The sequence below is a fragment of the Streptomyces sp. NPDC051940 genome, assembly GCF_040680895.1.
Lineage (GTDB): Bacteria > Actinomycetota > Actinomycetes > Streptomycetales > Streptomycetaceae > Streptomyces.
Genome location: NZ_JBFAXR010000008.1, coordinates 90,869 through 114,435 on the forward strand (window position 1 = coordinate 90,869; position 23,567 = coordinate 114,435).

The following is a 23,567-nucleotide window of genomic DNA, read 5'->3' on the forward strand; positions in this document are numbered from 1 at the left end:
CCTTCGTCGCCACCCCCTGAACGCCCCGTCGTCGCCGCCCCCTGGGCGGCACCGCGTGAGAAAGGCCCGTACATGCCCTCGCTCGACCACCTCACCCGGCCGCAGGCCGCCCGTACCGTCCGCGTCTCCAGCTGGGACCAGCGTGGCCGCAACCAGGACTACTGGACCACCCCCGCCCACTCCTCCCGTGTCCTGGCGGACATCGAGGGGCCGGGCCGGATCACCCATGTCTGGATGACCCAGTTCTGCCGGCGGGCCTTCGGGCCGGGGCTCATCGATCCGCTGGAGGCCGACACCGTCGCCCCGGTGATGGAGATCCACAACGCGCTCGGCGTGAACTGGGAGGAGCCCGACCCGGACTACTACCGCAAGGTCCTCATCAAGATCACCTGGGACGACGAGGACGAGCCCGCCGTCCTGGTCCCCCTCGGCGACTTCTTCGGCGTCGGGCACTGCATGCCCGCCAGCTACCAGTCGGCCTTGTTCACCGTGTCCGCCAAGCCGGAGGAGTCGCTGGTCTTCGGCGGCAGCGCGGCGCTCAACTGCTGGGCGCCGATGCCGTTCAACCGCCGGGCCCGGATCGAGATCGTCAACGAGAACGACCTGCCGCTGCAGCAGTACTTCTACATCGACTACGAGCTCTACCCCGAGGACCTGCCGGCGGACACCCTCTACTTCCACGCCCGCTGGAACCGCAGCAACCCCTGCGGCGGCTGGGCGCCCGACCTGCAGACCAACAGCCCTGAGGTGAACATCGCCGACCTCACCGGCGAGGACAACTACGTGATCCTCGACGTCGAGGGCCGCGGCCACTACGTCGGCTGCAACCTGTCCGTCCACCACCGCCAGGGCAGCTGGTGGGGCGAGGGCAACGACATGATCTGGATCGACGACGACTTCCGCGCCGACGGTACGACCGTCTTCCCGCCGTCGCTGCACGGCACGGGCACGGAGGACTACTTCAACCACGCATGGGGCATGCAGCGCAACGCGTACCTCTACCACGGGGCGATCCTGCACGAGGGCGACGTACCGGGATACGCGGTGAACTTCCGCCAGCACGTGGTGGACCCGGTCCGGTTCGAGGAGCGGATCCGAGTGTCCGTCGAGCACGGCCACGCCAACCACCTCAGCGACGACTGGGCGTCGACCGCCTACTGGTACCAGACCCTGCCCTCGCCGCCCGCCTCGATCGCGCCCGTCGCGGACCGGCTGCCGGTGCGCCCGCCCGCCGCGCCGCAGCCCGCGCCCACGCCGCGGTACGGGGAGGTGGCGGAGGAGATCGCCGGGATGCGGGCCCTGCACGAGGCCCGGTGGGCGCGGTACCAGGAGCGGCTGGCCGAGCGCACCCGGCAGCGCGGCGAGCGCTCGCTCGCCGAGTCGCAGGGCAACGTCCGGCACTCCGCGGACCTGCGCCGGCGCTACGACGCACGGACCGGGCGGCGGTGAATATGGCGCACCGCGACATCCACCTCCCCTCGGTCCACCTCCGCCCGCCCCGGGGCTGGGTCAACGACCCCAACGGGCTGGTCTTCCACGACGGCCGCTACCACGTCTTCTTCCAGCACAACCCGCACAGCGCCTGGCACGCCGCCATGCACTGGGGCCACTACGCCAGCACGGACCTCCTCCGCTGGGAGGAGCTGCCGATCGCCCTCTCCCCCACCCCCGGCGGGGACGACCGGGACGGGGTGTGGTCCGGCAATGCCGTCTCGTACGGCGGTGAGCTGATCGCGTTCTACTCGGCCCGGCGCGACGACCGCTGGTACCAGCCCGTCACGGCCGCCCGCTCCCGGGACGGCCGCACCTTCACCAAGGACCCCGGACTGCTGATCCCCGATCCGCCCGCGGGCCTGACCATGTTCCGCGACCCGTACGTCTGGCGGGACGGGGAGCGCTGGCGGATGCTTGTCGGCGCGGCGCTCGAGGACGGGCGGGGGGCCGCCGTGCAGTACAGCTCGGCGGACCTTCGCACCTGGACGTACCAGGGTGTCTTCCTCGCCCGCGCCCCCGAGCCGCTGCCCGGCGGCGCCGACACCGAGGAGGGGTGGGAGTGCGCCCAGTACGCACCCTTCGGCGACGGCCGCGGCGCGGTGCTGGTCTCCGCCTGGGATCCGGCGCGGGGCGCGCAGTGCACCGCCGCCTGGACCGGCCGCGAGGAGGGCGGCGTGTTCAGCGCGCGGCTCCCGGCGCAACGCCTCGACCACGGGCCCGACTTCTACGCCCCCGCACTGCTGCACGCCCCCGACGGGCGGCTGCTGATGTGGGCGTGGAGCTGGGAGGCACGCGACGAGGCGTACGTCGGAGCGCCCAGCGCCTGGACCGACGCCGTGGGCTGGGCGGGGATGCTGACCCTGCCGCGCGAGCTGAGCCTCGGCGCGGACGGACGGCTGCGTCAGCAGCCGGCGCGTGAGCTGAAGGCGCTGCGCGGACCGGAGCGGATCCGGACCGCGGGCAGCGGCACCACGGAGCTGGGCGCCGTCGGGCGGGCCGCCGAGCTCGCCGTACACCTCGACGGGGACGCCGGGCTGCGGGTGGTGACCTCGGCGGACGGCACGGAGTATCTGGAGGTGCGCCGGGATCCGGTGACCGGCGAGGTGGTCGTCGACCGCACGCACGCCTCCCTCGACGCCCGGGCCAAGCGAGGCGCCTGGCGGATGCCGGGCGGCTCCGGCGAGCTGCGGGTGCTGCTGGACCACTCCGTCGCCGAGGTGTTCACCGTCGACGGGGAGGCGCTGACGGTGCGCTTCTATCCGGTGGGCGGTGACGGGTGGCGGATCCGGACCACGGGGTCGGGGGCGTACGAGGTCGAGGCCTGGGATCTGGGCTGACCCTCGCCATGCTTTCCACCGGATCACTCGCGCGAGACCGCCAGATCGCGCAGTCTCCGCCAGTCCAGTCGCGCACGCAGCCGCGGTACGCCGGGTCGGTGCCGGGGAACGCGGACGCGCAGCGCCCGAGGAACGATCACGCATCGCACGGGGGTCGGGAAGGAGAGCGCCTCGCCGTCGACGCCGACGCCCACCTCGGGCTGGTCGGCGTCGACGGTGACCTCGCGCGCGGTCAGCGACGTGAGCCCGGATGACCGTGTGCCGCGGAGCAGTTCGGCTGCCTGGACCGCGTTGTCGACGTTGATGCTCACCACGCCGAGAACACCCGTGTCGAGCCGCTGCCGACGGCCGAGGCCGGCTCTGTCCCCCGGGCGGTACGGGTTGTTGCTCACCAGCACGGCCTGGGGGGCGTCGATGGTCGCCGCCGCACCGTGCAAGGTCAGACGGGGGCCGGCGTGATGGGTCAGGACGTCCGGCAGCGTCCGCAGGATGGTGCGGATCTTGCCGTCCCGGTAGTCGGGGCTCTGCACCACCTGCGCATAGGCGCCGAACGACACGTTGTTGACGAAGGTGCGCTCCGCGATGCGGCCGAGGTCGACGCGCAGTTCGACGCCGTCGGTGAGTGCGTCCAGGCACGTGGACGGGTCCTCGCGGTCGAGTCCGAGGTCGAGGGCGAAGTGGTTCCGCGTTCCGGCGGAGATCACCAGGAAGGGGATGTCGTGGTCCGCGGCCACACCGGCGACGAGGGCCTGCGTGCCGTCCCCGCCGGCGACGCCGAGCAGGTCCGCGCCGCTCTCCACGGCGTCCCGCGCGAGTTCGGCGACGTCCTGGGGGTGTTCGGGGTCGAGGAGCATGACCTTCGCGCCCAGTGTTTCGGCCTTCTCCTTCAGCGCGAACCGTCCGACCTTGCCGCCACCCGAGCGCGGGTTCATGATCAGGAAGGGATGCCTGGGCGGAGGGGCCCGGTATTCGGCCGGGGCAGGTCCCGAGCCCTCGGCAAGCGCCGCCAGGCCGGCGAAGCACACCACGGCGCCCAGCACGAGCATGACCAGCACCAGCCAGAACAGGCCCACGGCGACGAAGATCCCGATCACTGCGGCCTGCGCCGCGGCCGCCAGGGCGACCGCAAGCACCCGGATGGGACCTCTGTGGCTGAGCGCCCACCACGCGCCGGCCGCGCCGATCGCGAGCCCGGACAGCCCGACGGCGAACAGCGCCAGGCTCTTGAACCCAGCGACCGCCAGGGGCAGCACGACGGCCGCGAGTGCCGCGCCGATCGCCAGCCGGGCCTCCCAGCGCCGCACCCGACCGCGCTGCCGCCCGGCATCCCCGCTCATGAGAGGGCTCCCGCCCGTTGCGCGTCCCTGCCCTCCCGGCCCTCCCCGCCGACGGAGAGATGAGCGCGAGCCCCGGCGCCCTCACGAGGGCATGGAGGTTGACTCTGCAGCATGGTCCACCTGACATGTTCTCCGGCAAACGGACGACCCGTCGGCGACTGACGTGGGGCTCCGCTCATCATCAGCCACCGGCAGGCCCTGCCGCCGGCAGCGACATTCCGTCCGGGCACTCGGACGGCGCACAGAATGGCGCGGCACCGACAGCCGGGCTCACGTGTCGCGCCGCCGGTCGCCGTCGGTCCGCCCCACCGCGAGCCGTGCCCGTCTCCCGACGGGCTCGCGGTGATGCGGGCAGGGGTGTCAGGGGTTGAAGGAGGGCGTGTTCACGGATCCATTCACCGTCACCGCACCAGTTGACCCGGTGATGTGAAGTCCACAGCTTGACCCCAGCGGCGCTGTAACCCGAGCGCGGCACGTCCCGCGACCAGCACTGGATGTCGCCGGCCGTGAGCTCCGCCTGCTGGTCCGCGGTCAGCGCGTTTCCCGCCTCGGACGCCGCGTCGATGTACTCCTGCTTGTCCACCTCGACGGCCGGCTCATCCTCATCGACCATCCTGGCCATCCGAGCGTCATCCGGAGGGGCAGGCTGCCCCTCCGCTCCTCCTGGCCGTCCGGACCGGTCGGAGATCAACACGCTGTCGCGCTCGGTGGGAAGATCGAATCCGCCGAACGGGTTCACCGAGGCCTCAAGCGCGACGCCGGATTCCGGCTGCACGGCTGGTGCGGCGAGGGTCAGCCTCCCGTTCGCGCTGGGGTCGATGCGCCGAATTCCGGCTCATCACTCGCCATCGAGATGTCTATTTCTGGGCATAGCAGCAGAATAAGTGTTATCCAGTTAATTGAGATGATTGGAGGCACTTGTGGACCTTAAGCTTGAGCGGAAGCGCTCGCTGTCACGTGTTGAGGCGGCTGACCAGCTCACGGCACTCGCAGACGCGCTGAGGGAGGGTGGGGATGCCGAACTGGACCTCGGCCCAGGAACGTTGAGTCTGCGGATCCCCGACTCCCTGGAAAGCGAGGTGGAGATCGAGATCGGCGATGGTGAGATCGAGCTGGAGATCGAGTTCAAGTGGCCGACCGCGGCGGTTCGGACACCGACGTCGGGAAAGGTCGTCGCCACAGACAAGCCCGCCGCGCGGAAGAGCGTTACCGCCAAGCCCGGTCGCGGCAGCGCAGGCACCAGCCGACGGAAGAGCACGAAGCAGTCAGCCGGCAAGACGCCCTGAGTCGTGCCACCGGAGACCCCGGGCGGCGGACCACCACATCGTGACGCCGCCGGACACAGAACTCACACTCGTGGGTGAACAGGTGAGGCAGACGGCGGCATGCCCCCGCCGGGCACCGCCGCTGAGAACGAACCCCACCACGCCACCACCTTCACCGCGCCGTCCGCGCCCGGCAGCTACTCCTTCATCTGCACCATCCTCCCCGATCCGTCCGCACCGCCTATCCCGCCGCCATGCGGCCGAGTGCGTCGTCCCGGGGCTCAGCCGGCGGGTTCGAGTCGGGCGCAGCAGCGTCCGGGGCGGGGACCAGGCATGCCGTGAATCCAACCTCACCGCCTCCACAGAGGACGCAGGCAGCAAGTGGAGCGCCGCGCCACGTCGGGCGACTCCTCGGCGCGGTCGCACCGGCGCGGCTCACTTCGTGTCCTTGGTTGACGTGAACATCCTTTATCTACAAGATGTCGGCCCATGGGGGACGAACTCAACAGACGGCGTCTACTCGTAGGTGGCGCCGCGGGGCTGGTGACGGCGGGGTTAACAGCGGGCCGGGGCACGGCAGCGGCGGTGCCGACGTCGGCGGACCTGGTGGTGTACGGCGGGACCTCGGCCGGGATCATGGCCGCGGTGCAGATGCGCCGGTCCGGCGGCAGTGTGGTGCTGCTGGAGCCTGGCGACTTCCTGGGCGGGCTCACCGCGAGCGGGCTGGGCTACACCGACAAGGGCAACACCGCCTCCATCGGCGGGATCGCGGCGGAGTTCTACCGGCGCGTCTACGCCAAGTACAACGGCACCACCCTCAAGCCGACCTCGCCCGCCCGGTTCACCTTCGAACCGCACGTGGCCTCCACCGTCTTCGCAGACATGCTGCACGAGGCCAGGGTCCCGGTGGCGTACCGGGCCCGGCTGGCCTCCGTGACGAAGTCGGGCAACCGGCTGGTCCGGCTGGTGACCGACGGCGGCACCGCGTACACGGGGAAGATGTTCGTCGACGCCACCTACGAGGGCGATCTGATGGCGAGGGCCGGCGTGGCCCACACCACCGGCCGCGAGGGCAACGCCAAGTACGCGGAGACGCTCAACGGGGTGCAGCTGCGCTCCGGGCACCAGTTCGCGTACGACATCGACCCCTACAACGTCCCGGGCAGCCCCGGCAGCGGCCTGCTGCCCGGCGTCTCGGCCGCGGCGCTGGCCCCCAAGGGCACCGGCGACGGCCACGTCCAGGCGTACAACTACCGGATGTGCCTGACCCGGGCGTCGAACCGGATCCCCTTCCCCAAGCCGGCCGGCTACGACCCCCGGCACTACGACCTGCTGCTGCGCTACATCCAGGCGGGCTACCCGGGACCGTTCTTCACCGCCTCCGACGTGGGCGGCGGCAAGACCGACTCCAACAACTACGGCGCCGTCTCCACCGACTTCATCGGCGGCAGCGACGGCTACCCCACCGCCTCCTTCACCCAGCGCCAGTCCATCGCCGACGCGCACCGCGCCTGGCAGCAGGGCCTGATGTGGTTCCTGGCCAACGACCCGCGGGTGCCGCTCGGTATCCGGAACCTGGTCGGCTCCTACGGGCTGGCCGCCGACGAGTTCACCGGGACCGGCGGCTGGCCGCCGCTGATGTACGTACGCGAGGGCCGCCGCATGGTCTCCGCCTACGTGATGACCGAGCACAACTGCGCCGGGCGCACCACCGCGCCGGATGCCGTCGCGCTCGCCTCGTACAACATGGACTCGCACAACTGCCAGCGGCTGGTGGTCGACGGCGTGGTGCGCAACGAGGGCGACGTGCAGGTCGCCCCGCCGCGGCCGTACCCCGTCAGCTACCGCTCCATCGTGCCCGTCGAGTCGCAGTGCGCCAACCTGCTGGTGCCGTGCGCCGTCTCCGCCTCGCACATCGCCTACGGCTCGATCCGCATGGAGCCGGTCTTCATGGCCCTCGCCCAGTCCGCGGCCATCGCCGCGAAGCTCGCCATCGAGACCGGCGGCGCCGTGCAGTGGCTGTCGTACCCGACGCTCAAGTCCAGGCTGATGGCCGCCGGGCAGCTGCTGGCCTGGCCGGACCTCGCCCCCGGCGAGGTCATCGTCGACAACGCCGCCCCCACCGGGATCAGCACCGCCGGCACCTGGTACACCAGCCGCTCGGTGTCCGGCTACTACGGGCCCGACTTCGTCCACGACGGCAACACGAACAAGGGCACGACCAGGCTGCGCTTCCGCCCCAGCCTGGCCACCAGCCGCAAGTACACCGTCTATCTGCGCTGGACCGCCGCGTCCAACCGGGCCACCAACGTGCCCGTCGACATCGTCCACGCCGGCGGCACCACGACGAAGACGGTCAACCAGCGCCTCCAGGGCGGCCAGTGGGTCTCGCTGGGCTCCTACTCCTTCGCCGCGGGCACCACGGGAAGCGTCCTGATCCGCACGTCGGGCACCAACGGTTACGTCATCGCCGACGCGGTCCGCTTCACCCCCAGCTGACGGTCGCCTGCTTCACCCCCAGCTGACCGCCGCCGCCCGGTTACGCTGCACCGAACGCCGTCCGCCGAAGGAGCGCAGCATGACCTCGCCGAGCAGCCCCGACCTGTCCCGGCTCCCCCTCCGCCGCCTCGCGACCAGCGAGCTGGCGGCGGTCCAGGATCTGGCGTACGGCCGGGACTGGTACTACCCGGACCGGACCTGGCAGCTGCTCTTCGACATCGGCGAGCTGCACGGTGTGATCGGCCCGCGGGGCCGGCTGCTGTCCGTCGGGGCGCTCACCCGCTTCGGGGCGGAGCTGGCCGCGATCGGGATGGTCATGACCGATCCCGGCTTCGAGGGCCGCGGCCTGTCCCGGCGCGTCATGGAGCACCTGCTGGAACGCGCCGGTTCGGCCCAGGTGACCCTGTACGCCACGAGCGCGGGCCGGCCGCTGTACGAGAAGCTCGGCTTCGCCGCCACGGCGTCCAGCACGATGTACGTGGGCCGGCCCACCGCCGTCGCCCCGGCCGGGCTCTCGCGCCGGGCCGAGCCCGCGGACCTGCCGGGCATCCTCGAACTGGACCAACGGGCCATGGGCGTCGACCGGTCCCAGCTGCTGGTGCGGCTCTTCGACTACGCCGAGCAGCTGCGGGTCGTCGACAGCGGGGGCAGGATCGCCGCGTACGGCGGGGCGTGGCGCGGTGCGGACAAGCTCGTCATCGGCCCGGTCATCGCGACGCGGACAGCCGACGCCCTCGCGCTGCTGGACGACATCACGGCATCCGCCCGCGGCGTCCTCAGGCTGGAGGCGCACAGCGAGCGGCCGCACCTGGCCGAGTGGGCGACCGCGCACGGCCTGCGCGAGCAGGCCGTCATCACGCCGATGGCCCTGCGGGCCCATCCCCTGCCGGGTGAACGGGCGCTCTGGCACCTTCCGTTGTCGGTCGCGATCAACTGACGGCGCCCACGCCCGCCGCGTGCGCCAGCCGACCCTGGGAGTTGTCCTCAAATGTCACGCCCACATCAGGAGCGAGGCGAGAGTGACGGCTGCCTGGTAGAACTCGGCGGTCTTGTCGTATCGGGTCGCGATGCCGCGCCGGAGCCGGTTGCGGACCTGGTCGGCCCGCTCGGCGATGGTGTGGCTGATGCCGCGGTGTCGCAGCCGGCTCCGTATCGCGCGGGAGCTGCAGCCCTTGTCGCCGAGCACGTGGGCGGGCCGCACCCGGGGCCGTCCCGGCCCCAGCCGTGGCACTCGGATCGCCTCCAGCACGGCGGTGAACTGGGTGCAGTCGTTGGTGTTCCCGCCCGTGAGGGTGAAGGCCAGCGGGCGCCCGCCGGCATCGCAGGCCAGGTGGACCTTGCTGGTCAGGCCGCCCCGCGAGCGACCGAGGCAGGGGCTGCGGAGCCCCCTTTTCGAGCCCCGGTGGCATGCCGGTGGGCGCGTACGAAGGTGACCTCGTCGTACGTTCCGGAGGTATGTCACCAACAGCGGGACATCGCTTGCGCCACCATGCCGCGCGCTTCGCCCGGCATATCGGCATCGCCGACCAGCAGGAGGCAGGAGCAGGAGCAGAAGGCGTTGTGATGCATCCGCCAAACACTCATGCTGCCCTCTGGGCCCTTGGCGAGAGCGGTGAGTGCTGTCCAGGACAGTCCGGGGTCGGCCTCGTCAGCGCCGCACTGACCGAGGTGTCCACCCGTACCGCTCCGGATCTTCGCCCGGATCGCCCACGGTCAACAGGAGGTGGGCGAGCCAGACGGCGGGCCCCGCGCAAGATCCTCGACGGCCACCGGTCGGCAGTCGCCGGCAAACTCCGGGATGCGCAAGAAACAGCCATGCGTGGAGCGTATTCGGCACGCTGGTGCCCCGGCAGGATTCGAACCTGCGACACCCGCTTAGGGTTCGATCCGAGTCCGCTCCGGTTGCTGCCGTCGACTGGTGCGACGGCCGGGCAGAGATGCTGGTGTGTGCCCGCGTCCGACGTCGTTGATGTCAGCCAACCTGGTCGCTGCAAGCCACCTGGACCGCTACGCGCCGGGGGCCCGGTACTCGACTTGCCCGGCTTTGCGCAGGGCATCCATGGTTTCGTCGATGGTCAGGAGAACGGTCGTCTCAAATGAGCTGAGTGCGCCGCCTCCGCTGATCGCCAGGGCGACCGCGGCCATGGAGACGTTGTCGGGGGCCTCCCAGAGGTTGTAGCCGTCGCGGGCGCCGAACGCGTACCAGAAGCCGTGGAGCTTGCCGTCGACGGACTCGATGTACGACTGAGCGGCCTTTGCGCGGTCCTCGGGGTGGGCGATGAGTCTCGCCCAGGTCTCCGGCGTGTAGCTGAACCTCGATAGATAGAGCGGCATCATGTCTCCCTTTCATCCCGCCATGTCCCCCTTTCGTCCCGTCAATGCTGCCCTCGCGGGGTGGGAATCGCTCCCGAGGCCGCCTGTGTATCCCCCGAACGGCCGGGGATGATGACCGAAATGGCCACTGCCGGTGAGCGACCCGACCCGCCCCGGAACCACGGCATCGAAGTCCTCAGCTTGGGAAGCGACGGCGCTGGGGCGGCCTGATGGCTTCTGAACTGGGGGTATGCGTTCCGGCGTGACCTTCGGGAGCTCAGGATCGCACCGTTGTTGACCGTGGTTCACCGGCCCTGTGAGCACGCCATGGCACGCCGTCGTGTCAGAGAGGTGGAGGGGGGCCTCTCGGTGGCTGACGGGCGGCTGAGCAGCGGCAGCGAGCGTTGGCCGGAAGCCGGCCGGTGCCGCCGGAGCACATAGAGGAGAGATCGCCGGCGGCCTCGGCCTTGTCGTTTGGATCAGGTCGGCTGTGAGGGGTGGTGTGCTGCTGGGGGATGTGCCGCTGCGGGCAGTGGCGCCGGACGCGGCCGCGCAAGGTGGTGGGGACGGCACCGGGCAGCCAGGGCAGTGAGAGCCGCCCCGGCGAGCGGTGCCAGGAGGTAGGCCCACAGGTAGGCGGGCTTGTCGGCCCAGAGGGCGGGGCCGAACTGGCGGGCGGGGTTGGCGGATCCGCCGGTGAGCGGGCCGAGGGTGACGATGACGCGGCCGTGGCGGTCGGGAGAGCCAGCGGGATCCACTTCGTCCATGCGGGGCGGGACATCAGCAGGAGCGCCACAGTAATGATCGCGGCAGTGGCCGCGGCCTCGGCGGTGAAGAGGGCGGCGGCCGACCAGGTGGGCGTGGGCTGGACGGCGGCGTAGGCCATGCGGTCCGCGACGACCGGGCCCCAGACGAGCCGGGCCAGGCCCGTCCCCGCGATGGATCCGGTCAACTGGGCGGCGACGTAGGGCGGGACGTTGCGGCCGGGGAAGGCACCGGTCAGCCACAGGGCGAGGGTGACGGCCGGGTTGAGGTGCCCGCCGGAGCACTGTCCCCAGCGGGAGGACAGTGCCCGAGCGAGCGCCGCCCCGACAACCGCGGCTACGGCTGCGAGCTGGAGGTGTATTCCGGGCAGGAACCGGCTGAGCGGGGACGCCATCACCCAGCGGACGGCCGTGACCAGTACGAACAGCACGCTGCCGGTGAGCGCGAACTCCACGGCCACGGCGCGGGCGGTTGTGCTGCCCGGGGAGGCGGGCCGTACGGCGGCGTCAATGCCGCCGCCGGAGACCGTGCCGGGTGCCTGTCCGGCGTGGGCACGGGTGCCGGTGAGCATCGGTCAGCCCCAGGCCATCTCGCCAGTGGCGACCTTGCTGCCCAGGTCCAGGGCCACCAGCAGGCCCAGGTCCGGGTGGCGCTTGAGCATCGCGGCCTTCAGCGCCTCGGCGCTGTTGCCGCTGTCGCCCAGCTCCTGCTCGAACTCGGCCAGGTAGGCGCGGGTGTCGGCGATCACCGAGGCGTCGGTGGCGGAGTCGGCGGAGCGGTGCCCGGCGACGACGTAGCGCGGGCCAAGCTGCTCCATCTCGGCGAGCGTCTGGGCCCAGGCGGCGCGCTCGCGGGCCGTTGCCGTGTCGGCGGTCCACACGTGCAGGCCGGCGAAGAGCAGTACCCCGCCGACGACCGCGCGGTCCTCGGGCTGCCACAGATATTCGGTGCGCCAGACCAGGTCCGGGTGCCCGCCGCGGAGCTCGAAGTCGTGCCCCTCGATACTGACCCGGTCCCCCTCCAGCACCTCCGGGATGATCACCTCGGTCGGGAGGTTCCTGCCCAGGTGCGCCCAGGTGGTCAGCTTGCCTTCCCAGCTGGCCTTGATCCGTTCCACGGTGGTGGCGGTGGCGACAATCCGGACGTTCGGGAACGCCTGTCGGATCACTTCCAGGCCGAAGTAGTAGTCCGGGTCGGAGGTGGTGACCACCACGGTGGTCAGCTCCTTGCCGCTGTCGATGATGTCGCCCAGGACCCGGTGCTGCTCGGCGAGCGTGAACTGGCCGTCGACCAGCAGTGCTTCGCGCTCTCCGGTGATCAGGACGGACGACTTGTGCAGGCCGGTGTCACCGGCGGTGTGAACGGTGTACGTCAAGGTGGTGGACATGGGCTGTGCCTTTCAAGTGGAGCTTCTCAAGCAGGGTGGGTGTTCGGCTCGGGGGCGGCGAGCCTGGAGCGCTCAGGCGGCGGTGGCGGCCAGGTGCTGGTCCAGCGCGCGGGTGAGGGCGTCGGCCGAGGCGACGGGGCCGCCCATGCGGTCGGTGCCGTGGGCGGTGTGCAGCAGGAGGGTCGGGTAGCTGTCGACACCCAGGCGGCGCACCTGGTGGAAGTCGGCCTCCGCCTCGGCACGAGCGGCGGGGGAGGTGTAGGCCGCGGCCACCGCGTCCGGATCCAGGCCCAGCTCGACGGCGATGTCTCGGTAGACCTGCACGTCGGAGAGGCTGCGGCCGCCGAGGTACCAGGCGCGCTGCATTGCCGCGCCGGCATCGAGGGCGTTCGCGTCCGGCTGGCTGCGCAGCGCGACCAGGCCGGCGGCGGCGTCGGCGGAGTCCATCACCGTGGTGCCCTCGGCCAGCACCCGGCGGTAGCCCTGGCCGAAGGTGACGCCGGTCAGCTGGGCGATGCGCTCGTTGGCGCCAGGGACGTGCGGGTAGGCCGCCACCGGCAGGGCACGCAGGCCGGTGAACAGGCCGCCGGACAGCACCCGCAGCTCGATCCGGTCCGCGTTGGCGGCGGCGAAGTCATGCAGGGCCGGGCCGAAGCCGTAGCACCAGCCGCAGTAGGCGTCGAAGGCGTAGGTCAGCTGTGCGCGGCCGTCGGCGACGTCCTGGTTCACGGGCTGGGTGTTCATGGGGTACGTCGTCCTCTCCTTGGTTCTGGTCTGTCTGTCGGCGGCCGCTGCGGTGCGCTGCGGTCACACCAGAAACGTAAGAGCGGAATCCGGCGCGACCCGGGTACGCTGGCGACTCATGATGGTCAGAACTGGACACAGAGCAGAGAAACGCATCCCTGATGTCGGTTTCGCTGCCCCCGTGGGGACACCGGCCGGGGTGGAGGTGCTCTCCCTGGCAGCCCTGCGCGAGAGGGCACCGGTCCGTCTCGGCAAGGGGCGGATCACGCTTCCCCAGCGCCCGGACTTCCACCACCTGATCACGCTGTCCGAAGGCCGGCTGCGGCACACGGTCGACTTCACCGGCTACACCCTCGAACCGGGCGCCTGGCTGTGGGTGCGTCCCGGCCAGGTCCAGCAGTGGGGCGACCTCGAGCACGCCGAGGGCACCCTGATCCTCTTCGAACGCGACTTCCTCGACCCGGCCACAGTGGCCGCGGCCGGTCTGGACGAACGGCACTCGCCGCCGCTCCTCACGCCCGTCGGCGAGGACCGTTCAGCCCTGGAGATCGCGTCCGCACACCTGGAACACGAGTTCCACTCCCTGGGCCGCGTCCCGCTGGAGGCGCACGTGCTCATCCTGCGTCAACTGCTCGGCGCACTGGTCCTGCGCGCCGCCCACATCCAGGCCCCGGGCAGCCCGGCCACCGACCCCGGCGAGCCGTATGTGCGCTTCCGTGCCGCGGTGGACCGCGACTTCGCCGGCGTCCGTCGCGTCGAGGACTACGCCCATGCCCTCGGCTACTCGGCCCGCACGCTCTCCCGCGCCACGCTCGCCGCCGACGGAGTCACCGCCAAGGAGTTCATCGACCGCCGCGTCCTGCTGGAGGCCAAGCGGCTGCTCGCCCACAGCGACCAGTCCGCCGCCCGGATCGCCGCCCAGCTCGGCTTCTCCAGCGCCACCAACTTCAGCAAGTTCTTCCACCGGCACGCCGGCAAGAGCCCCCTCGGTTTCCGCAGCACGATCCGCGGCACGCAAAGCTGAGCCGGCCGGAACCACTCTCGAGGACTCGCAGGCCACCTGACGCGCGGTTCCGAAGGCCGCGGTGAACGGGGGTCGCGGTAGACGGTGAAGCTGCCAGCTCGTTGACCGGCCGGATGTTCTTCTCAGCGATCCGGTCCTCAGAAATCCCCGACGCTGCGACGTCTGTGGGCTGGATGACCAGGCTCTGCACGGCGGCGCAGATGCCCACGGGATCGTCCGGCAGCCCTTCGATGAGCGGGGGTTGTGCCGCGTCCAGGCTCGTGAAGGGCCCGGGCCGAGAGTAGTCGAGCACGTCATCGGTCATAACCGAGCATCGTAAGGGCCGGGGCTGGCAGTCGGACATCCCAGCCCAGACGAGCCCTTGGCGTTGCTAAAACTCGCCGACATTCCTCCGCTCCCGTGCACCACATGTGTTGTACTGGCTGTGATCGCCTTGCCCGCTTCTGAGCTGCTGGAACTCTCACCGCACGCTCGCGGAGCCCCGGAGAAACGTGGGCGGCCCCCCGCAGCAGTTCACCCGGCTTGGCGTGACCGAGGACCAGATCGCCCGCCACGGCCTGCCCTCCGCTCCGCAGAAGTCCACCGACCGACGCGGCGAGCACATGCGGCACACCGTGCAGGCCGAGGCCATGTCTCCCACCCAACTCAGCAACGAGGTCCGTACCGCGATCGAAGCGGTCGTGGACCTGGACGCCTACAGGACGCCCGGCACCTGGGCGCGTCCGAGCGGGAGACCATCCTCAACCGCATCCCGACCACCGACGACTGACTCACCAACCGCGAAAGGCCACCCCCGTGTTCGACATCCGCATCATCTGCGACCCGCCCGACGCGGAGCGCATCACCCAAACACTGACCGGCGCGTTCACCCTGGGCTACGTCCGGCAGGTCGTCACCCGCGAGATCGGCTGGATCGCCCACACCGCCACCGACAAGCCGTTCGGTGAGTCGCTGCCGCGGGAGTTCTTCCTGCGCAAGGCCGCCGTGCTGGACCGGATCGCGATCGCGGACGCGACCGACGGCTACCTCTCCGACGCCCCCGACCTGGCCGTCCAGGCCGCGCGGCGGCTGTTGTGACCAGCACACGTCGCTACAGCTCGTAGTCCTGCGCCAGTTCCTCCCAGCGAATGCTGCGAAGTGCAAGGTCAGCATCCTCACCCGCCGGCACCGCCGGTGCCGGCTGGAACCAGGCGACGACGAGGGTGGAACCGTCCATTGCCGGGTCGAGCGCCGTGGAGTTGAAGACACCGACGCAAGCCACGGAGGGCAGCACCTCAACGGGACCGAAGGCGCCGGCGGTCTCGTCCGGGTACTCGCGGGAGGGCGGAACGAGATGGACCGGCGTGGAGGGAAACTTGCGTTCGGCCTGCCGCTGGAGCCAATCGACCTTCAGGTCGTTGATGCGCTTGCACGGGTAGCCCTCCAGCATTCCGCCGTAGGTCGAAGACATCCGTAGCTCGGTGAGCCGGATCGAACGACCGGACGAGAGGACTAGGTGACCCAGTGACATGCCGACACCCTATGATGCGCACGGATCACTTCCGATACACGGCCTAGGACAGCTCCCCGACAAAGCTGACCGTCTCCGACACGTCCGCCCGACCAGTCCGCAGCGGAGGCACGTCCTCCCTCTCGTACCCCACCGAGACGCCGCAGAACAGCACGAGTCCGTCGTCGGCTCCGACTATCCGACTCACCGTCCTGCGGTACATCGTCCACATCACCTGGGGGCAGCTGTGCAGCCCCTCCGCCCGCAGCAACAGCATGACCGTCTGCAGGTACATCCCGGCGTCGCCCCACTGCCCCGGCCCCATCGTCCGGTCGAGGTAGCAGAAGAGGACCACCGGTGCCCCGAACGCCCCCGTGTTCAGGGCTGCGATCTTCCGGGGCCTGGCGGGGTCGTCGCGCTCGATGCCCAGCGCCTCGTACCGCTGGGCCGCCGCGGCGGCGAAGCGGTCCAGGTACGGCGAGGTCATCTCGGCCGGGTACATCGGGTACTCCCGCTCGTCCCCCGGGTCTCCCGCCTCGGCCCGGGCCGTCGCGCGCGACTTCAGCTCGGCCAGGGGCTCGCCGGACACGACGTACAGGCGCCACGGCTGGAGGTTCCCGCTCGACGGGGCCCGCGCGGCCGCGGTCAGCACGCGTTCGAGTACGTCCCTGGGTACGGGCTTGTCGGCGAACGCCCGCACAGCCCTGCGACTGTCCACGGCCTCATAGACATCCACGTCCGTGATCCTCTCACCCCGCCGAAGGCGGTGATGGTGCGGGGTGGTCCCCCGACATCGGCCGTCCGTGCGAGCGTGCGCGCCCAACTCCCCCCAACTGGCTGAGAACAACGCTCCGTTCCCGCGTGCTCCCTTGACGCCGCTCGGCCCCGTCTCTATGTTCCTGGAGACTTACGGCCCTGACCGTAAGTCTCCAGCACGGGAGTTACCGGGCTCACGCCCCGACGAGAGGACCACGACCCATGAGCAAACGCGTCCGCAGGCGGAGGCTCGCCGTCGCCGCCACCATGATCGCCGTCGCGCTGGCCGGCGTAGTCGGCCCCGCCGGCCCCGCCGGTGCGGCCACCTCGGTGAACTTCGGCCCCGTGGTCATCACCGGCGTTCCGGCGGCACCGCCGGTGGGCACCCCGGCCACCCAGAAGGTCGTGCCGCTCGCGACCGTCGACACCCAGATGACCGCCGGCACGACGGCGTACCTCTACTCGGAGCTGCGCGCCTACGACGCCGACCAGGTGAACCTCATCGACAACGAGGTCCGCTGCTCCGGCGCGGGCTCCTCCAACGTCGTCATGGGCGAGAACGTCCTGCCGTCGACCGGCGATCCGGCCCACCAGGACATCACCATTGTCACCCGCTTCCTGGTCTCGGCGACCACGACCGGCACGATGAGCTGCACCCTGTATCTGCGTACGGCGTCGACGTCCAGCTTCACCGCCAAGGAGACCGTCTCCGGCACTCTGCGCTTCGCCTCCACCGCGGTCGGCGAGGACACCGACGGGCTGGCGATGCAGAAGTCCCTGCCGGCGGGCGACATCCCGGTGTCCACCAGCGCCACCACCCCGGTGCTCGACCGTGACGTCCCCTCGGGCTACACGCAGCTCGCGATCATCGCCGACGTGGAATACCACCGCTGCGCGGGCACGCAGACCTGTTCCGCCACCTACTCCACCGCCCGCTTCTCCCTCACCGCCACCACCTCCGGCGCGACCGGCTGCGCGACCGCGCCCGTGGCCCAGACGGAGGAGACCGTCGCCCGCGGCGTCAACCACGCCGCCATCCCGCTCTACACCATCGTCGAACTGCGGCCCGGCTGCACACACGTCCACGCCCAGGTGACCGTCACCCACCTCGGCGGCGACGTCGGATCGATCGGCGGCGCGGCCCCGGGCCTGACGGACTCCACGGGCCAGAGCGGCAGCACCCCCAACCACACCTCGGCGATGACGCACATGTTCATCGTCCCCAGCTGAGAGGAAGTCCCGTGCGGCTGAGCGCACGTCCGACCCGGCCCGGCAGAGCCCCAATACGCCAGAACCCGACTCCCCCGCGGCACCGGCCCACCCGGCCGGCAGCGGTGCTCGCCGTGCTGCTGGCCGTGCTCCTGGCCGGCCTCCTCCCGCCGGCCACCGCGGCCGCGGGCACCGACGGGCCGCCGCTGCCCGCCAGTCCGCGGTCGCTGGGGGTGCCGCCGGTGCCCGCGGGCCCGCGCTCGCTCGGGGTGCCGCTGCAGGACGTGCTGCTAATCGGCGGCACCGTGGGCACGATGGCGGACGGACGCCGGGTGATCTGGTCGGCGTCCTCCGGCACCCCCGCCTACCTCAACGCCGTCGACCCCACCTCCGGCGAGCCGCTGCTGAGCGTGCCGCTGCCCGGCGCGGGCGGCGCGTACGGCGTGGAGCAGGCGCCCGACGGCACGGTGTACGTCGGCACGTACGGCACGGGCCGGCTGTTCCGGCTGGCGCCCGGTGCCACCCAGGCGGAGGACCTGGGCGTGCCCATCGCGGGCGAGACGTTTGTGTGGAACCTCGTCGTGGCCCCCGACGGCACGGTCTACGGCGGCACCTCACCCGGCGGCAAGGTGTTCAGCTTCACCCCCGCCACCCGGCAGTTCCACGACTTCGGCGTGATGGCACCGGGCGAGACCTACGTCAAGAGCATCGCCTACGCCGACGGCAAGGTCTACGCCGGCGCGTACGCCTCCTGGAAGCTCACCGAGCTGGACGTGGCCACCGGCGCCAGGCGCAGCCTGCCCGCACCGCCCGGGCTGACCGATCCGGCCGGCAAGGTCGTCAACGACCTGCGCGCCCGCGGCCGCTTCCTCTACGCCCGCGAGGGCACCTTCCCCGGCCCGCTGCGGGTCTACGACCTGACGACCGGCGCCTGGACGGACACCGTCGAGGGCGCGGCGGGCCTGGACGTCTCGCCGCCCGGCCCGGACGGACGCGTCTGGTTCTTCCGGCAGTTCGAGGCCGGCTCGTCGGAGCTCGTCGGCTACGACCCCGTCACCCGCTCCCAGCAGCGTACGGGCCTGAAGTCCTACGGCCGGGTGGTCAACACCCGCGGCATCGGCTGGGCCCCGGTCGCCGCCGACGGCTACCCGGGCGACAGCATCGTCGGCCTGCTGTGGCGCGGCCTGATGTTCCGCTACAACCCGGACACCGGGCAGTTCGCCACGCTGCGCACCGCCATCCCCGGCCAGCCCACCCAGATCCTCGCCCTGGCCTCCGGACCGCGCGGCAAGGTCTACGCGGGCGGCTTCCTCCAGGGCGGCCTCGCGACGGTCTCCACGAAGGACGGCGCGGCCGACTACCACCGCTTCAGCCAGATCGAATCCCTCCTGCCCACCGGCCAGGGCCTGTTCATCGGCGCCTACCCGGACGCCCGGGTCTACCGCTACGACCCCGGCCGGCCCTGGTACAGCGCGGAGTACTCCGACGAGGCGCCCGGCGGGGCGGAGAACCCGGTCAAGCTCCTCGACCTCAAGTCGCATGTGCAGAGCCGCCCGCAGGGGGTGGCGGCCACCGCGGGCAAGGTCGTCGTCGGCTCCACTCCCTCCGGCGACACCCTCGGCGGCTCCCTGTCGGTACTGGACGCCCGCACCGGCGCGGTGGACACGGTCGTCGACAACCTCGTCACCGACGAGGGGATCACCGCGTTGACCGGCCGGGACGGCATCGTCTACGGCACCACCACCGTCGCCGGCGGGCTCTCCACGACGCCGCCCACCCAGGACCGGGCCACCGTCTTCGCGTACGACGTCACCAGCGGCCGCACGCTGTGGGAGGCCAACCCCTCCCCCGCCGCCAGGACGATCTCCGCGATCACCCTGGACGCCCGGGGCCGGCTGTGGTCGGTCGTCGACGGCGACGTGCTGCAGCTGGATCCCCGCACCGGCCGGACCCTGCGCACCCTGGACACCACCGCGGGCCACACCGGTGCCGGCCAGCTCGCGCTGGACGAGACGGGCACCACGCTGTACGGGCTCGTCGGCGGCAAGGACGTCCTCGCGGTGGACACCGACACCGGCAAATGGCGGCCGCTGTTCCAGCAGACCGCCCTGCGGATGGTCTACAACGCCGGCGAGCTCGTCTTCGCCCGCGACGCCGAACTGATCGCCTGGCGAGTGGAGTAGCGTACCGATGCCCGTAGTGGACATGCCGCTGGACGAGCTGGAGCGCTACCGGCCCGCCCTGACGGACGAGCCCGACTTCGACGCGTTCTGGCGCACCACGCTGAAGGCGGCCCGTGAGACCGCGGGCCGCCCGACCGCCACCCGTATCGACGCGGGCGTGCGGGCGGTCGACACCTTCGACGTGACGTTCCCCGGCTGGGCGGGCGAGCCGGTGAGCGGCTGGCTGGTGCTGCCCAGGGGGCGTACCGCCCGGTGGTGTGTGGTGGAGTTCCAGGGGTACGGCGTGGGGCGCGGCCGCGTCCACGAGCACCTGCTGTACGCGGCCTGCGGGATCGCCCATCTGGTGGTCGACGCGCGGGGCCACGCGCGCGGCGACACCGGCGACCGCTCCGACGCCTCCTCCGGACCCCACGAGCCGGGCTTCATGACCCAGGGAGCCCACGATCCCCACGCCCACTACCTGCGCCGCCTGATCACCGACGCCGTCCGCGCCGTGGACGCGGCCGGCGAGCTGGCGCCCGCGGAGCGGCTCGCCGTGGCCGGACCCAGCCAGGGCGGCGGACTGGCCCTGGCGGCCTCGGGCCTGGTCGGGGGCCTGCACGCGGTGCTGCCCGACGTGCCGTTCCTGTGCGATCACCGGCGCGGGGCGCAGGTCTCGGACCGGGTGCCGTATCTGGAGGTGGCCCAGTTCCTGCGCAAGCGCCCGGAGTTGGCGGAGGCCACCTTCCGCACGCTGAGTTACTTCGACGGCATGAACTTCGCCGCCCGCGCCACGGCACCGGCCCTGTTCTCGGTGGCCCTGATGGACCCCGTCTGCCCGCCGTCGACCGTGTACGCCGCCTACCACCACTACGCGGGCCCCAAGGACATCCGGGTGTACCCGTTCAACGAGCACGAGGGGGGCGGATCGCTGCACGCCATGGAGCGCATCGCCTTCCTGCGCGCACTGAGCGACTTCTGACCCCCACCCTTGGCCGCTTTCGGTCTGGACCGTAACACCCCGATTGGAGCGCAGACATGACCTGGTGGCGACGGCCGCTGCTCGCCCTGGCGGTTGTGCTGACCGCACTCGGCATCACCGCCGCAACCGCTCCCCTCCCTGCCGCTGCGGCCGAGCCCCAGTGGTGGAACCGCGGCACGATCCCCCTGTACTCCACGACCGCCGCCGGCGGCGAGACCGCCCGGATGCCGGACGGCTCGGTGCGCACCTACCTCGCCGTCAGCGGCAAGCCCGCCTATCTGGCGGAGATCGACACCTTCTCCTCGAAGGTGCTGCGCATGATCCCGCTGTACGTCCCCGACCCCTCCTCGACCGAACAGCCCCCGGACACCGGCGCCCAGGGCGCGTGGGGCGTGTCCGTCGACAAGCGGGGGACGGTCTTCGTCAGCTCGTACGGCTTCGGCCACGTCTACCGCCTGCCCTGGGGCGCGGAGTCGATCGAGGACCTGGGCCGGCCGTCCCCGCGCACCAGCTTCACCTGGGAGGGCGACACCGACGAGCAGGGCGCCTTCTACTTCGGCACCAGCGAGTTCTTCGGCCCGGCACCGCTGCCCGGCGGGAAGCTGTTCTCCTGGGATCCGCGCACCCGGCAGTACCGCGACTACGGGGACTGGGGCGCCACGTACGGATACGTGCGCTCCGTCGAGTACGCGGAGGGCAAGATCTACGCGGGCCTGGGCCCCACGACCGCCCTGTGGCAGGTGGACCCGAACAGCGGCCGCCGGGTCCAGATCCCGCCCCCGGCGGGCATGCCCACGGACAAGTACGCCTACCAGCTGGAGAACGAGGGCGGCTATCTGTACGTCCTCTTCGCCGGCGGCACCACCGCCCAGGTCGGCTGGGTGCTCGACCTCAGGACCCTCGAGTGGACGCACCGGATCCCGGGCTACGCCGGCCAGACCATCACCACCGCCGACGACCGCGGCCGCGTCTACCTCGTCGACTCGGGCGAACTGAAGCAGTACGACCCCAAACGCGGCACCCTGACGGCCACCGGCTTCAAGGGCGGCAGCGAGCAGGCCGACAAGGGCGGTCTCGGCGCGGGCAAGGGCATGGGCCGCTTCACGGACCCGGCCAACGGCCACGAGACCGTCGTGGGCGCCACCGCCGGCGGCGACCTGTGGCGCTACGACACGGTGACCGCCACCGGCACGTACGGCCACCTCGACGACCTCGTGGGCACGCCGACCGCACCCCGCTCCCTGGCCAGGGGCCCGGACGGACGGATCTACGCGGGCGGCTACTTCCAGGGCGGCCTCGCCGTCTACGACCCCGCGACCACGACGTGGACCACCCACCCGTACGCCCACCAGATCGAGGGCATGAGCGCCCACGACGGCAAGATGTACTTCGGGGTCTACCCCAACGCCCAGCTCTGGGAGTTCGACCCGGCACGCCCCTACGGCACCGGCAACCCCAGGCTCCTGTTCGACCTCAAGAACGAGGGACAGGAACGCCCCTGGACGGTGACCAGCGCCGGACCGTACGTGGCCGTCGGCACCTCCCCGAAGAACAGCCGGGCCGACGGAGCGGTCACCCTCTACGACCCGGCGACCGGACAGCGCCGCACCTTCGGCACCGGCCTGGCCACCGGCGCCCACCAGGTCTCCGCGCTGACGTACCGCGACGGGATCCTCTACGGCGGCACACTCGGCTGCTGCAACTCCGACGGCTCGAAACACCCCGGCCAGGCCTTCGCCCTGGACACCGCCTCCGGTCAGGTCCTGTGGCGCTCCACGCCGCTGCCGCAGGAACAGGGGATCGCGGGCCTGGCCTTCGACGACCGGGGCCGGCTGTTCGGCCAGTCCTACGGCACGGTCTTCGAGCTGGACCCCGCCTCCGGCGCGCTGCTGCGCTCGGTGCAGGAGTTCCCGTACGCGTGGGAGACGGTGACGAACTTCCAGCCGCGGGCGGTGAACATGGCCTTCGACCCCGGCGACGGCATGCTCTACACCACCAACGGGACGACGCGGCGCATCGACCCCGACACGCTCACCGACTCAGGCCCGAACTACCGCACGACGTTCGCGGACGTGTCGCCGGGACCGGGCAAGTTCTATGTGCAGGGCGGGAACCTGCTGGAGGTGAAGTGGTACTGACGCCGAACCCGGCGCGGCCGGATGCGTGCCCGGGCTACGCCTCCGGCGTCCAGGACGGCGGGCGGCCGCTCAGCGCGATGACGCGCTCGAGCAGCGGCGCGGACTCCGCGACCTCCACGACCGCGCCGAAGGCCGTGCCGCGCTGCTCGGGCTCGGGGAAGGCCGCCAGCATCGCCCGGGAGACCTCCAGGTCCTGCGGCCGCGGGTCGTACGGCTGGTGCGTGGCGCGGGCGAGGTCCCAGCCGTGGACGACGAGTTCGTTCAGGGCGACGACTCCGGCCTCCTGTGCCGTGAGCTGGATGCCGCCGGCCTGGGTCGTGCCCTCCCAGGCGGCCGGATTCCGCCAGGCGGCCGCGAGCTCGTCGAGCTGGGCGGGCAGCCGCGTGCGCCAGTCGTCGGCGAGCTGCGGCAGCGCCGAGCCGGGGTCCGTGCCCGTCGACGGGCCGAGTTCCTTGGCCGCCGCGTCGCGGAACGCGGCGGTCAGGCCGACCAGGTGCCCGAGCAGCGCCCGTACGTCGTACTCCGGACACGGGGTCGGCGCCTTGAGCTGCTCCTCACGCACCGCGGCCACCAACCGCTTCACACACTGCGCCTGCGCCCCGAGGTCGATCTGCTCGCCCATCTGTCTTCCTTCCGCTGTCATCCGGTCTCCTTGCCTGGGTGGAC

General features: G+C 71.5%; 20 protein-coding genes and 2 pseudogenes. 11 read left to right on the forward strand and 11 right to left on the reverse strand.

Annotated features, from left to right (window positions below; translation table 11 throughout):
- The first annotated feature begins 72 nt into the window (after positions 1-72).
- Together AB0M28_RS05990 and AB0M28_RS05995 are read left to right on the forward strand one after the other, a co-directional pair.
- On the forward strand, positions 73-1,449 hold the full coding sequence (locus AB0M28_RS05990; protein WP_365398418.1) for a glycoside hydrolase family 172 protein: 1,377 nt from the start codon (positions 73-75) through the stop codon (positions 1,447-1,449).
- Between the two features lie 2 nt (positions 1,450-1,451).
- On the forward strand, positions 1,452-2,831 hold the full coding sequence (locus AB0M28_RS05995) for a glycoside hydrolase family 32 protein (RefSeq protein WP_365398514.1): 1,380 nt from the start codon (positions 1,452-1,454) through the stop codon (positions 2,829-2,831).
- A gap of 23 nt (positions 2,832-2,854) precedes the next feature.
- Here AB0M28_RS05995 and AB0M28_RS06000 read toward each other — a convergent pair whose 3' ends face one another.
- Both AB0M28_RS06000 and AB0M28_RS06005 read right to left on the reverse strand, forming a co-directional pair.
- Positions 2,855-4,168: a diacylglycerol kinase family protein gene (locus AB0M28_RS06000; RefSeq protein ID WP_365398421.1), complete on the reverse strand. Its 1,314-nt coding sequence runs from the start codon at positions 4,166-4,168 to the stop codon at positions 2,855-2,857.
- A 181-nt stretch (positions 4,169-4,349) separates the two neighbouring features.
- The gene (locus tag AB0M28_RS06005) at positions 4,350-4,943 is read right to left on the reverse strand and encodes a hypothetical protein (protein ID WP_365398424.1); all 594 of its coding nucleotides are present in this window, start codon (positions 4,941-4,943) and stop codon (positions 4,350-4,352) included.
- A gap of 145 nt (positions 4,944-5,088) precedes the next feature.
- Between AB0M28_RS06005 and AB0M28_RS06010 the strand changes: the two genes are divergently transcribed.
- The 3 genes from AB0M28_RS06010 (at position 5,089) to AB0M28_RS06020 (ending at position 8,869) form a co-directional block, all read left to right on the forward strand.
- Positions 5,089-5,454 (forward strand): amphi-Trp domain-containing protein, encoded by a 366-nt coding sequence (locus AB0M28_RS06010; RefSeq protein WP_365398427.1) that lies wholly within the window; start codon positions 5,089-5,091, stop codon positions 5,452-5,454.
- 564 nt (positions 5,455-6,018) lie between these two features.
- Positions 6,019-7,932, forward strand: a complete 1,914-nt coding sequence (locus tag AB0M28_RS06015; protein WP_365398430.1) for an FAD-dependent oxidoreductase — start codon at positions 6,019-6,021, stop codon at positions 7,930-7,932.
- Positions 7,933-8,011: 79 nt separating this feature from the next.
- A complete protein-coding gene (locus tag AB0M28_RS06020) occupies positions 8,012-8,869 on the forward strand; it encodes a GNAT family N-acetyltransferase (RefSeq protein ID WP_365398433.1) in 858 nt (285 codons plus the stop codon).
- A gap of 54 nt (positions 8,870-8,923) precedes the next feature.
- Here AB0M28_RS06020 and AB0M28_RS06025 read toward each other — a convergent pair.
- From AB0M28_RS06025 to AB0M28_RS06050, 6 genes and pseudogenes are all read right to left on the reverse strand, one after another.
- Positions 8,924-9,354 (reverse strand): annotated as a pseudogene (locus tag AB0M28_RS06025) (transposase); the annotation flags it as partial.
- A 585-nt stretch (positions 9,355-9,939) separates the two neighbouring features.
- Complete coding sequence (locus tag AB0M28_RS06030) at positions 9,940-10,266, reverse strand: GYD domain-containing protein (RefSeq protein WP_365398436.1); 327 nt, start codon at positions 10,264-10,266, stop codon at positions 9,940-9,942.
- A gap of 458 nt (positions 10,267-10,724) precedes the next feature.
- Complete coding sequence (locus tag AB0M28_RS06035; protein WP_365398517.1) at positions 10,725-11,012, reverse strand: aquaporin; 288 nt, start codon at positions 11,010-11,012, stop codon at positions 10,725-10,727.
- A 29-nt stretch (positions 11,013-11,041) separates the two neighbouring features.
- A pseudogene (locus tag AB0M28_RS06040) lies at positions 11,042-11,581 on the reverse strand (aquaporin); the annotation flags it as partial.
- Positions 11,582-11,584: 3 nt separating this feature from the next.
- Positions 11,585-12,397, reverse strand: a complete 813-nt coding sequence (locus AB0M28_RS06045; RefSeq protein ID WP_365398439.1) for an MBL fold metallo-hydrolase — start codon at positions 12,395-12,397, stop codon at positions 11,585-11,587.
- Between the two features lie 72 nt (positions 12,398-12,469).
- Positions 12,470-13,141 carry a DsbA family protein gene (locus tag AB0M28_RS06050; RefSeq protein ID WP_365398441.1) on the reverse strand — a complete coding sequence of 224 codons (672 nt, stop codon included), beginning with the start codon at positions 13,139-13,141 and terminating at the stop codon, positions 12,470-12,472.
- A gap of 121 nt (positions 13,142-13,262) precedes the next feature.
- On the opposite strand from AB0M28_RS06050, the gene AB0M28_RS06055 reads away from it, so the two are divergent.
- Both AB0M28_RS06055 and AB0M28_RS06060 read left to right on the forward strand, forming a co-directional pair.
- A complete protein-coding gene (locus tag AB0M28_RS06055) occupies positions 13,263-14,165 on the forward strand; it encodes a helix-turn-helix transcriptional regulator (protein WP_365398519.1) in 903 nt (300 codons plus the stop codon).
- Between the two features lie 795 nt (positions 14,166-14,960).
- Positions 14,961-15,242, forward strand: coding sequence for a hypothetical protein (locus AB0M28_RS06060; RefSeq protein ID WP_365398444.1), 282 nt, complete (start codon positions 14,961-14,963; stop codon positions 15,240-15,242).
- A 13-nt stretch (positions 15,243-15,255) separates the two neighbouring features.
- Here AB0M28_RS06060 and AB0M28_RS06065 read toward each other — a convergent pair whose 3' ends face one another.
- Both AB0M28_RS06065 and AB0M28_RS06070 read right to left on the reverse strand, forming a co-directional pair.
- Positions 15,256-15,675: a hypothetical protein gene (locus AB0M28_RS06065; RefSeq protein WP_365398447.1), complete on the reverse strand. Its 420-nt coding sequence runs from the start codon at positions 15,673-15,675 to the stop codon at positions 15,256-15,258.
- 43 nt (positions 15,676-15,718) lie between these two features.
- Positions 15,719-16,390 (reverse strand): nitroreductase, encoded by a 672-nt coding sequence (locus AB0M28_RS06070; protein ID WP_365398450.1) that lies wholly within the window; start codon positions 16,388-16,390, stop codon positions 15,719-15,721.
- A 242-nt stretch (positions 16,391-16,632) separates the two neighbouring features.
- Here AB0M28_RS06070 and AB0M28_RS06075 point away from each other — a divergent pair, with 242 nt between their 5' ends.
- The 4 genes from AB0M28_RS06075 to AB0M28_RS06090 all read left to right on the forward strand — a co-directional run bounded on the left by AB0M28_RS06075 (position 16,633) and on the right by AB0M28_RS06090 (position 22,901).
- Entirely contained in the window at positions 16,633-17,640 is a 1,008-nt protein-coding gene (locus AB0M28_RS06075) for a hypothetical protein (protein ID WP_365398453.1), read from the forward strand.
- A gap of 113 nt (positions 17,641-17,753) precedes the next feature.
- Positions 17,754-19,802, forward strand: a complete 2,049-nt coding sequence (locus AB0M28_RS06080) for a PQQ-binding-like beta-propeller repeat protein (protein WP_365398456.1) — start codon at positions 17,754-17,756, stop codon at positions 19,800-19,802.
- Positions 19,803-19,809: 7 nt separating this feature from the next.
- The gene (locus AB0M28_RS06085; RefSeq protein ID WP_365398459.1) at positions 19,810-20,763 is read left to right on the forward strand and encodes an acetylxylan esterase; all 954 of its coding nucleotides are present in this window, start codon (positions 19,810-19,812) and stop codon (positions 20,761-20,763) included.
- A 56-nt stretch (positions 20,764-20,819) separates the two neighbouring features.
- On the forward strand, positions 20,820-22,901 hold the full coding sequence (locus tag AB0M28_RS06090; protein WP_365398462.1) for a PQQ-binding-like beta-propeller repeat protein: 2,082 nt from the start codon (positions 20,820-20,822) through the stop codon (positions 22,899-22,901).
- Between the two features lie 34 nt (positions 22,902-22,935).
- Here the strand turns inward: AB0M28_RS06090 and AB0M28_RS06095 are convergent, their stop codons facing one another.
- On the reverse strand, positions 22,936-23,544 hold the full coding sequence (locus AB0M28_RS06095; protein ID WP_365398465.1) for a TIGR03086 family metal-binding protein: 609 nt from the start codon (positions 23,542-23,544) through the stop codon (positions 22,936-22,938).
- Positions 23,545-23,567: the final 23 nt, after the last annotated feature.